The following is a 10,507-nucleotide window of genomic DNA, read 5'->3' on the forward strand; positions in this document are numbered from 1 at the left end:
GTGCTGGCGCTGGTGCGCCGGCTGGCGATCCAGCGCGGGTGTTATTAGCAGACCGGCATTCGATCCTGACACGATTTGTCAGCTACCGACGCTTCGGCGATGGCAGGTCACGAGGGAGCTCCCTATCTCGGGTCTGTCCAAACCGGGAGGAAATCATGACCACTGCCGAAGTCGCCAAGCATTTCACCGAACTCCTCAAGCAGGGCGACAACCGCGGCGCTGCCGCGAAATACAATGCCGATAACATCGTCAGCTACGAGGCGATGGAAGGGCCCATGGCCGTTTGCAGCGGCAGGGACGCCGTAAAGCAGAAGGGCGAATGGTGGGAAGCGAACCATGAGGTTCACGGCGGCTCGATCGAGGGCCCCTACGTCAATGGCGACCAGTTCGCCTTGCGCTTCACCTTTGACGTGACGCCCAAATCTACCGGCGAACGCGTCAAAATGGATGAGGTTGGCCTCTATACGGTCAAGAACGGCAAGATCAGCGAAGAGCGCTTCTACTATTGAAGCCGATCGGCGTCTGGCATTCCGAATCTTCGTTGCAGGATCTGAAAATCAGACATGGCGGCCAAGATGATATTCCGGCCGCCATGGAGAGCGCCAAATCGTCTTCACGTAGTCACGCTGGCAAAGCGGGCAAGGCAAGCCTAGGATTCGGCCAGATTCGCAATCCATCCGCCCGAGGTCCGAATTGACGATCACCATGTACGGCATCACCACCTGCGACACGATCAAGAAGGCGCGCGTCTGGCTGGAGAGCCGCGACCTTCCCTACCGCTTCCATGACTATCGCGCCGAAGGGATCGAGGCGGAAAGGCTGAATGGCTGGGTCGATAAGGTCGGCTGGGAGAGACTGCTCAACAAGGGCAGCACGACTTTTCGCGAACTGCCGGAGAAGGATAAGGAAGCGCTCGACGAGAAGAAAGCGAAGAAGCTGATGCTCGCCAAGCCCACTATCATCAAGCGGCCCGTGCTGGAGGTGGGTGGCCGCATCTTGGTTGGTTTCAAGCCGGATGTTTATGAAGAGGCGGTGAAGTAGGATTCGGCAGGCGCGGCACACTATCCCTCGTCATCCTAGGGCGAGCAACGAGCGAAGCGACGCGCGCAGACCCTAGGATTCCATGCCGCGACGCTAAAGCGTTGTGGCGGTTTAAGAGTTCTGCTCCGTTGCGTCCTTCGGTGACAGTCACGGCATGGATCCTCGGGTCAAGCCCGAGGATGACGACGAGAGAGAGGTTACTCCCTCCGCAAATACCCCATCAACGCCACCGCATTGTTATGCGCCTCGTCATGCGCGCCGAAGAGCAGCGTCACCTTGCCGTGGCGCAGCAGTTCTCGCAGCTGCGCCACAGCCTCCTCGTTGCCGTCCAGCTCGGCGCAGTACCGCTTCTGGAACTCCGGCCATCGTTCGAAATCATGCCCGAACCATTTGCGCAGTTCGGTGCTCGGCGCGATCTTCTTCAGCCAAAGGTCCAGCGCGGCGTCCTTCTTGGAGACGCCGCGCGGCCAGACGCGGTCTACCAGCACACGCTGGCCATCGCTCCTCTCCGGCGCTTCGTAGACGCGCTTTACCGCCACGTCCAAGGCTGTCTCCGCGTCGGGTCTCTCAGGCCCACTCGCCCTTGCGCATCACCGGCACGCGGCTGCCGTCCTTGCCGACGCCGTCGATGTCGATCTTGTCCGAGCCGATCATCCAGTCGATGTGGATGAAACTCTTGTTGCCGCCGCGCTCGGCAATCTCGTCCTGGCTGAGCGAGGCGCCGTTGACGAAGCACTTAGAATAGCACTGTCCGAGCGCGATGTGGCAGGCGGCGTTCTCGTCGAACAGCGTGTTGAAGAACAGCAGGCCGCTCTTCGAGATCGGCGAGGAATGCGGCACCAGCGCCACTTCGCCGAGCCGGCGCGCGCCCTCGTCGGTGTCCAGCACCTTCTTCAGAACGTCCTCGCCCTTCGAGGCCTTGGCCTCGACGATCCGACCGCCCTCGAAGCGCACCGAGATCTCGTCGATCAGCGTACCCTGGTAGGAGAGCGGCTTGGTCGAGGAGACATGGCCTTCGACGCGCCTCGCATGCGGCGTGGTGAAGACTTCCTCGGTCGGGATGTTCGGATTGCAGGTGATGCCGTTCTTCGCCGTCGAAGCGCCGCCCATCCATTCATGACCTTCCGCCAGGCCGACGGTGAGGTCGGTGCGCGGTCCGGTGAAATGCAGCGCGTGGAAATTGTGCTCGTTCAGCCATTTCGTGCGCTCGGCCAAGGCCGCGTTGTGCGCCTTCCAGTTGCCGATCGGATCCTCGACATCGACGCGCGAGGCCGAGAAGATCGCGTCGGCGAGCCTCACCACCGCGACATCGTCGGGCTCGCCCGGGAACACTTGGCGAGCCCAGGCAACATCCGGATATGCCACGATGTTCCAGTTGATGTCGAAACCGGTGATCTTTTCGAGCGCCGGCTGGTACGCCATCGAATTCGCCTTGTTGGCCCGCGCCACCTTGGCCGGGTCCTGCGCCGACAGGAGAGACGGATCCTCGCCGCGCACCGCAAGCCGCGCCGCATTGTTGGCGAAGGCTTTCGCCATGCCTTCGTAAAGCCAGCCGGCGGCGCGGTCGAAGCCGGCGTCGGCGCCATAGCGGAAACGCGCCAGCGTGATCTCGTCGTCGTTGAAGATCGGCGTCACCAGCCCGGCGCCGGCCTTATAGGCATGCTCGACGATGCGCCGGGTCAGCGGCAGCGCCGCGATCGAGGACGTCAGCACCAGGTCCTGTCCCGGCTGCAGCTGCAGCCCGACCTTGACGGCGACTTCGGCCAGCCTGTCGAGCTTCACCGGGTCGATGGTTGCCGAGACGCCGCGCGAATGTGTGGTCATGATCCTGCCTGCCGTGATTGTGGGGTCTGATCCTTACATAGACCGCTGCGCCCGGCCTTTCCACCGCGATCGACTGGGACTCCAGGCATGATCGCGAAAAGTGCATGGCGGCGTTCGGACAAGATCATGCTCAAACGAGCTCAGGCGGCGCTGTCGAGCGCCCGGAACTGCGCCTTGGTCGCTTCGATCTCCTCGCGGACCCAGGCCTTGAAGTCGCGCACCTTTCGGCTTTCGCTTTTGGTGGCCGAGGTCACCATCCAGTAGCCGAGCCCGCTTTCAGCTCGCACGCCGAAAGGGGCGACCAGCCGGCCATCGGCCAGCGCATCGGCGGTCAGCAATTGCCAGGCGAGCATCACGCCATGGCCGGCGATTGCAGATTCCAGGCAGAGCATCGGATCGGTGAAGCGCGCGCCTTTTTGGAAAGTGACCGGCTCGACGCCGGCCGCCTTGAACCAGCTATCCCAGCTGATCATTGCCCGCTCGTCGGTGATGGCGCAGGTCCGCGCCAGGTCCTCGATCGAGTTCAGCTTGGCCGCGATCGCTGGTACGCAGACCGGAAACACTTCCTGCGCCAAAAGCAGTTCCGCGTTTACTCCCGGCCAAGCGCCGTCGCCCATCCGAATCGCAATGTCGATATCGGAATGGTCGAGATCGGCGAGCCTGCCTGAAGCGTCTATGCGCAAGAGCACGTTGGGATGGCGGGCAAAATGCCGCGACAGCCTGGGCAACAGCCATTTCGAGGCGAAGGCGGGCGCCACCGACACCACCAGGGTGCATTCCGTTGCCTCGTCGGCCAACGCCACCGCTTGCGCAAGCTCGCGGAACCCGGCGCTCAGCCGGGCCGTGAAAACGACGCCAAATTCCGTCGTCACGAGTCCGCCGGACGTCCGCTCGAACAGCGCCTGCCCCAGCTGTTTTTCCGTGCGCTTGATCTGCTGGCTGACGGCGCTGACCGAAACATTGAGTTCGGCAGCCGCCGCGGCAAGCGATCCAACGCGGGCAACGGTTTCGACGGCACGCAAGCCATTGAGGTGGACACGGTTCAGGATCGTCATCCAGTTTTTCTAAACTTGCTGGTCTCAAATCTCAATTGAAACGTGCCGAAGAAAAGCGGATTCTAGCGAGGCAAACCGGGCTTGGAGGCAGGTCAATGAAGATTTTCTCTTTGCTGAAGGGGCTTTCCGGCGCTGAGCCAAGACAGGCTTGGCAGGACGACGGCGAGATTGCCCGCTGGACGGTCGATCCTCTGTCGCATCCGGTGCTGGACTCCATGTCGGAGCGCGAGCTCGGCGATATGCCGTTCCGGCTCACGGCCGGCCGCACGGTGTACGAGACGGCTTGCCGCTGAAGGCGGGCCAAGCCGGCCTGGCCCAACGCAATCGCATTGTTTCGCACGTGCACACATTTATGCTGCGCTGCAATGAAAGCCGCTTCGCCATCTCCCTTGCGCCTTGCCCTCGCCGGCATGACGGCTCTCGCCGTCGCCATGGGCATCGGCCGCTTCGTCTACACGCCGATCCTGCCCGGCATGATGGAAGAGTTGCACCTGACGCCGGCAGACGCCGGCTGGATCGCTTCCGCTAACTATCTCGGCTATCTCATTGGCGCGCTCGCCGCGGCCGGCGGCTGGGCGCATGGCCGCGAGCGTCTGCTGATGTTCGCAAGCCTTGCCGCGAGCGCCGTGCTCGCGGCTCTGATGGGACTGAACGAGACGATGGCCGCTTTCCTCGCCATTCGTTTTCTCGCCGGCCTGGCCAGCGCCTTCGTCATGGTTTTCATGTCGTCGATCGTCTTCAGCCATCTTGCAAAGGCAGGCCGCGGCGATCTGCAAGCGCTGCATTTCGGCGGTGTCGGCCTGGGCATTGCGGCGTCCTCGGCGCTGCTGGCCATCCTCGTCACGGCCCATGCCGGCTGGCCCGCGGGCTGGCTATGGTCGGGAGCAATTTCCGCTGTCGGCCTGCTCCTCGTCGCGATCCTCGCGGGCTCCGCCACGCCCGCCAATGGCGTCGATGGGCCTGAACCGGCGTTGCCGAAGGATAGATCGCTGACGAAGATAATCCTTGCCTATGGGCTGTTCGGCTTGGGCTATGTGGTGACGGCCACTTTTCTGGTCGCCATCGTTCGCCAGGACGGCGGCGGACGTGTCTTCGAGGCCTCGGTCTGGATGATCGCCGGTCTTGCCGGCTTCCCCTCGACCTGGTTCTGGCAAAAGCTCGCCGGCAGGATCGGGCTTTATACGGCCTATGCCGTGAGCTGCCTGGTCGAAGTGGTCGGCGTCATCGCCAGCGTCGTCGTCAAAGGTTTCAGCGGGCCGCTTCTGGCTGCCATATTGCTCGGCGGCACGTTCATCGCCATCACCGCGTTCGGCCTGCAGGCGGCAAGGCAGCTTGCGCCGCAGGCGCCGCGCCGCATCTTCGCGGTGATGACCGCCGCCTTCGGCCTCGGCCAGATCATCGGTCCGATTGCCGCCGGCTTGCTCGCCCAGGCCTCGGGCAATTATGTGCTCGCCTCGACAATGGCGGCTGCCGCTCTGCTGGTCTCCGGCGTCGTTGCCTGGTCGGCTGCACCAAAATCGCCATGATTTGTGGTCTTGTTCGGTGCCGGGCGCCGGGCCGGGCATTTTCTTTCCCAGTAATGTGTGACCTTATGCCCGCCGAACAGCAACGCCGCTGATTTGCGGTCAGACCGAGGAAACCCGCCACAGTGTTCGTATCCTTCTTCCCGCAGCCGAAGCTTTTCTTCACCTCGGCCGCCCTCTGGAGCCTTGCGGCGATCCTGTTCTGGTTCTTCGGCGGCGAACAGCTGGGCGCCATCCTCGGCATGCCGCCAGCGGCTGCGGGTGCGCCGCCCATCATCGGCATCGCGGTTCTATGGTCGAAGCCGTTCTTGTGGTTCTACATGTACTTCGTGGCCTGTGTGGCGATCTTCTACGCGTTCTGGAGCTGGTATGCTCCGCATCCGTGGCAGAACTGGTCGATCCTGATGACCGCCGTCATTCTCTTCTTCATCTATTTCAACGTGCAGGTCAGCGTCGCCGTCAACAACTGGTACGGACCTTTCTTCGATTATGTCCAGGGGCTGATGTCGGGGACGACGCCATCGACTGACATCGAGTTCTACAAGGGGTTGGCCGACTTCTCCTGGCTGGCGCTGGTCGGCATGAACGTGCAGGTGGTCAACGCCTTTATCGTCAGCCACTGGATCTTCCGCTGGCGCACGGCGATGAACGACTACTTCATGGCGAACTGGGGCCGGCTGCGCCACATCGAGGGCGCTTCGCAGCGCATCCAGGAGGATACGATGCGCTTCTCGCAGATCATGGAGGACCTGGGCTCGAGCTTCGTCCAGTCGATCATGACCCTCATCGCCTTCCTGCCGGTGATGATCCAGCTGCAAGCGCACATCACCGAGTTGCCGATCCTGGGCGCGGTGCCGCAGCCCCTGGTCGTTGCCGCGCTGGGGTGGTGCATATTCGGCACGGCCTCGGTGATGCTCGCCGGCATCAAGCTGCCGGGCCTCCAGTTCCGCAACCAGCGCGTCGAGGCCGCCTATCGCAAGGAACTCGTCTACGGCGAAGACCATCCCGACCGGGCGCAGCCGGCGACGACGACGGAACTGTTCGACAATGTGCGCCGCAACTACTTCAGGCTCTATTTCCACTACATCTATTTCAACGTCGTCCGGTACACCTACCTGCAGGCCGACAACATCTTCTCGCTGCTGATCCTCGGGCCCTCGCTGGTTGCGCACAAGATCACCTTCGGTGCGCTGAACCAGATTTCGAACGCCTTCGGCAAGGTGACGAATTCGCTGCAGTTCCTGTTGAATTCCTGGTCGACCATCGTCGAGCTGCAGTCAGTGCACAAGCGCCTGCGCGCCTTCGAGGCGACGCTGGAAGGCGAGCCGCTGCCAGACATCGACCAGCGTTATCTCGCGCGGCAGAGCGCGGAGGATCCGGCCTGAACTCGGAACAATTGCGGAGCGCCTTTCCGTCCGGAATTGCGCCCAGGCAAGAGATTGGAAGTGGGCGGCTCAGCCGCCCACGGCAACCCGTGCATCGCCGGAGCGCTGCCGCTCGATATAGTCGCGGAAGCTGATGCATTCGACCTGCTCCATGACGCAGACTTCACCGGCAACGCGCTCCAGCGCGTTCCAGTAGGCGCCGGCATTCATCTGCGTGAAGTGGAAGCCGAGCCCCAGCGGAAGTCGTTTGCCGTTGTATTGCGCATCGAAGGCTGCGCGAAACGCCCGATAGGCGCGGTCGGCGAACACGCCCGCCATCGACGGCTTCTCGAAGCCGCCCGAATGGCGAACATAGAGGTTGTAGTCCATCGCCACCACCCGCTTCGACTTCGGCCCCTCCGGAATCTGCGGCAATGCAAAGCGGGTGGTGCCGTCCTTTGCGCGCGGCAGGGCAGGGCCGTTCGAGACACCGCTTGCGTCATATTGGAAGCCGGCCTCGGGCAGCGCTTCGTAAAGGGCCCTGCCGGCCGAGAGGTACGGCGCGCGGAAACCGATCACGGCATGGCGGGCGAATTCACGCCAGCCAGAGGGCTCGGGCGAAATGCCGTTGATCGCATAGGCGTTTTCGAGGACGCGGCGGAACGCTGAGAACTCGGCCAGCCAGTCGGCCTTGCTCCAGCCCTTGCCGTCGAAATGTCCGCAGGCATGACTGCCGATGTCGTGACCTTCGGCGGCCGCGAGCCGGATCTGTTGCAGCCGGTCCGCGACATCCTGCTCCGAGGCGGCGAAGCCGATATTCGATTTGCCTGCACCCTTGCCGGGCGCGACGTACTCGGCGCGCGTTTTCGGCGAGAGCAGGAAGACGCAGGACAGAAAATACGTGAAATGCGCGCCGGTGCGCTTTGCCAGGCGCGGCTGCGCTCCCATTGCGAGATCTCGCGTGCGCTGTCGAAGGAGATAAGCACGATCTGCTTTGGTTTCGCCGCCATCGGTTTCGGCGGATCGGCAAGCCCCGTGCCAACGGAGCCAAGCCAGGCGAGGCTGAACGCAAGGACGCGGAACGAACGTGGCACTGGCAACCTTTTGGGCAACCTTTGGGGCTGTAGGAAAGCCGTCTATCGCCCAAATGTAGCATCGATGCGTTCCGGCAAGGCCTGTGGGGCACTGGGAGCCTCCGCCGATTTTCCGGCGATCCCTCTTCCATGCCGACGAAATTTCGCTAAAACGCGGGGCTCAAGAAGCGCTCCGTTCCGGGGCCGCAATGGTTTTTGATTGATGTCGGACGACAGTTTTATCCGCGAAGTCAACGAAGAGATTCGTCGCGAGCAGGCGCAGGCGCTGTGGGACCGCTTTGGTCCGGCCCTGCTCGGTGCCGCGATCCTGATCGTGGTGGCGACTGCCGCCTTCGTCGGCTACCGCTACTGGGACGAGACCCGCGCCAACCGGTCGGGCGATGCCTTCTCGCAGGCGCTCAAGCTCGCAAATGACGGCAAGAACGACGAGGCGATCGCCGCTCTCGATCAGCTGGAAAAGGATGGCTATGGCGCCTATCCGCTGCTCGCCCGCATGCGGGCCGCGACCGTCAAGGCCGACAAGGGAGACGTCGACGCCGCCGTCAAGGATTTCGATGCGGTCGCGGCCGACAGCGCCATTCCCGCAGGCATCCGCGACATGGCGCGATTGAGAGCGGCGCTGCTGCTGGTGGATCACGGCTCGTTTGCCGATGTCTCCAGCCGTGTCGAGGCGCTCACCGCCGACACCAATCCGCTGCGCAGCTCGGCGCGTGAGGCGCTCGGCCTTGCCGCCTGGAAGGAAGGCAAGTCGGCGGATGCGCTGAAACTGTTCGACCAGATCGCTTCGGATGACGGCGCCCCGCGCAATGCGCGCCAGCGGGCGCAGTTGATGTCCGAGCTGATCCGCGGGTCGGGCAACGCTTCGTGACCCCGGATGACGTTCAAAGTCGCCATCATCGGCCGGCCTAATGTCGGCAAATCGACTCTTTTCAATCGGCTGGTGGGAAAGAAGCTGGCGCTTGTCGACGACACGCCGGGCGTGACGCGCGATCGTCGCGTCCATGCCGCCAAGCTTTACGATCTTCACTTCGACGTCATCGACACCGCCGGCTTCGAGGATGCGGCGGCCTCGACGCTGCCCGGCCGCATGCGCCAGCAGACCGAGATCGCCATCCGCGAGGCCGACCTGATCTTCTTCACCGTCGATGCCAAGTCGGGCCTGATGCCCGACGACCGGACCTTCGCCGACGTGGTCCGCAAATCCGGCAAGCCGGTGGTGCTGGTGGCCAACAAGGCGGAAGCGCGAGGCGCGCAAGGCGGCATGCTGGAAGCCTGGGAACTCGGCCTCGGCGAGCCGATCCCCGTCTCGGCCGAGCATGGCCAAGGCATGCCCGATCTGCGCGATGCGGTGATCGCGGCACTCGGCGAGGAACGCGCCTTCGGCGAGGACGCGCAACAGCCGGGCGATGAGATCGCCGTGAGCGAGGTGCTGATCGGCGAGGATATCGCCGACCCCGACGCCGAGCCGGCCTATGACGAGACCAAGCCGCTGCGCATAGCCGTGGTCGGCCGCCCCAATGCCGGCAAGTCGACGCTGATCAATGCGCTGATCGGCGAGGAGCGGCTGCTGACCGGACCCGAGGCCGGCATCACCCGCGATTCCATCTCGGTCGACTGGGACTGGCGCGGCCGCCGGATAAAGCTGTTCGACACCGCCGGCATGCGGCGCAAGTCCAAAGTCCAGGAAAAGCTCGAGAAGCTTTCGGTGCAGGATGGCCTGCGCGCTATCCGCTTCGCCGAGATCGTCATCATCGTGCTCGACGTCACCATCCCCTTCGAGAAGCAGGACCTGCAAATCGCCGACCTGATCATTCGCGAGGGCCGCGCGCCGGTGATCGCCTTCAACAAATGGGACCTGATCGACAACCCGCAGGAGCTTCTGGCCGAGCTGCGCGAAAAGACCGAGCGGTTGCTTCCCCAAGTGCGCGGCATTCAGGCGGTGACGGTCTCTGCCGAGACCGGGCGCGGCCTCGATCGGCTGATGGACGCCGTCATCAAGACGCACAAGGTCTGGAACAGCCGCGTCTCGACCGGCAAGCTCAACCGCTGGCTGGAAGGCATTCTGGCGCATCATCCGCCGCCCGCCGTCGCCGGCCGCCGGCTGAAGATCAAATATGTCACGCAGGCAAAAACCCGGCCGCCGGGTTTCGTCGTCTCCTGCTCGCGCCCGGACGCGATGCCGCAATCCTATGTCCGCTACCTCTCGAACAGCCTGCGCGATGCTTTCGACATGCCCGGCGTGCCGATCCGCATGGCGCTGCGCACCTCGGAGAATCCTTTCGCAGGTCGGGCGAAGAAGCGCTGAGCCCTTTGTGGGAAAGGGTCGGCAGCGCCACTCCCGTCGTCATTCACGGGTCTGTGCCGTGTCGCTTCGCTCCTTGCTCCGCTCGAGGATGAAGAATGGCTTGGAACCTACGCGACCGCTCGCAAGCCCTCGCCGAAACGCGCTCCCTCCGGCAGCGTATCCAGCGCCGCCTCCAGCAATATCTCTGCCAGCCGTGCCGCCACCGGATCGAGCTCGGCATCCTTCTGGTGCAGATGCAGCGCCATCATCGGCAGGAGCGGCAGCCCGAGCACGCCCGGCGCGATCGCCCTGACAGTGGCTG

The 10,507-nt window shown here is 63.6% G+C and carries 10 protein-coding genes and 2 pseudogenes; 7 read left to right on the forward strand and 5 right to left on the reverse strand.

Going from position 1 to position 10,507, the window contains the following annotated elements:
- The first annotated feature begins 155 nt into the window (after positions 1-155).
- On the forward strand, positions 156-509 hold the full coding sequence (locus EOA75_RS21415) for a nuclear transport factor 2 family protein (protein WP_066988871.1): 354 nt from the start codon (positions 156-158) through the stop codon (positions 507-509).
- A 184-nt stretch (positions 510-693) separates the two neighbouring features.
- Positions 694-1,041, forward strand: a complete 348-nt coding sequence (locus tag EOA75_RS21420; RefSeq protein ID WP_082954003.1) for an ArsC family reductase — start codon at positions 694-696, stop codon at positions 1,039-1,041.
- Positions 1,042-1,238: 197 nt separating this feature from the next.
- Here EOA75_RS21420 and EOA75_RS21425 read toward each other — a convergent pair whose 3' ends face one another.
- The 3 genes from EOA75_RS21425 to EOA75_RS21435 all read right to left on the reverse strand — a co-directional run bounded on the left by EOA75_RS21425 (position 1,239) and on the right by EOA75_RS21435 (position 3,920).
- On the reverse strand, positions 1,239-1,586 hold the full coding sequence (locus tag EOA75_RS21425; RefSeq protein ID WP_095823839.1) for a DUF488 domain-containing protein: 348 nt from the start codon (positions 1,584-1,586) through the stop codon (positions 1,239-1,241).
- A 22-nt stretch (positions 1,587-1,608) separates the two neighbouring features.
- Complete coding sequence (locus EOA75_RS21430; RefSeq protein ID WP_127325098.1) at positions 1,609-2,865, reverse strand: aminopeptidase; 1,257 nt, start codon at positions 2,863-2,865, stop codon at positions 1,609-1,611.
- A gap of 140 nt (positions 2,866-3,005) precedes the next feature.
- A complete protein-coding gene (locus EOA75_RS21435) occupies positions 3,006-3,920 on the reverse strand; it encodes a LysR substrate-binding domain-containing protein (RefSeq protein ID WP_095823837.1) in 915 nt (304 codons plus the stop codon).
- Positions 3,921-4,015: 95 nt separating this feature from the next.
- Here EOA75_RS21435 and EOA75_RS21440 point away from each other — a divergent pair, with 95 nt between their 5' ends.
- From EOA75_RS21440 to sbmA, 3 genes are all read left to right on the forward strand, one after another.
- Positions 4,016-4,213: a hypothetical protein gene (locus EOA75_RS21440; protein ID WP_095800927.1), complete on the forward strand. Its 198-nt coding sequence runs from the start codon at positions 4,016-4,018 to the stop codon at positions 4,211-4,213.
- Between the two features lie 72 nt (positions 4,214-4,285).
- Entirely contained in the window at positions 4,286-5,446 is a 1,161-nt protein-coding gene (locus EOA75_RS21445) for a YbfB/YjiJ family MFS transporter (protein ID WP_095776225.1), read from the forward strand.
- 122 nt (positions 5,447-5,568) lie between these two features.
- Entirely contained in the window at positions 5,569-6,828 is a 1,260-nt protein-coding gene (sbmA, locus tag EOA75_RS21450; RefSeq protein ID WP_127325099.1) for a peptide antibiotic transporter SbmA, read from the forward strand.
- Positions 6,829-6,897: 69 nt separating this feature from the next.
- Here the strand turns inward: sbmA and EOA75_RS21455 are convergent.
- A pseudogene (locus tag EOA75_RS21455) lies at positions 6,898-7,901 on the reverse strand (polysaccharide deacetylase).
- Between the two features lie 202 nt (positions 7,902-8,103).
- Here EOA75_RS21455 and EOA75_RS21460 point away from each other — a divergent pair.
- Complete coding sequence (locus EOA75_RS21460; protein WP_066999055.1) at positions 8,104-8,769, forward strand: tetratricopeptide repeat protein; 666 nt, start codon at positions 8,104-8,106, stop codon at positions 8,767-8,769.
- Positions 8,770-8,775: 6 nt separating this feature from the next.
- Positions 8,776-10,206, forward strand: coding sequence for a ribosome biogenesis GTPase Der (gene der, locus EOA75_RS21465; protein ID WP_127325100.1), 1,431 nt, complete (start codon positions 8,776-8,778; stop codon positions 10,204-10,206).
- A gap of 107 nt (positions 10,207-10,313) precedes the next feature.
- Here der and EOA75_RS21470 read toward each other — a convergent pair.
- Positions 10,314-10,507 (reverse strand): annotated as a pseudogene (locus tag EOA75_RS21470) (LysR family transcriptional regulator); the annotation flags it as partial.

The organism is Mesorhizobium sp. M1A.F.Ca.IN.022.07.1.1 (assembly GCF_003997575.1).
Classification (GTDB): domain Bacteria; phylum Pseudomonadota; class Alphaproteobacteria; order Rhizobiales; family Rhizobiaceae; genus Mesorhizobium.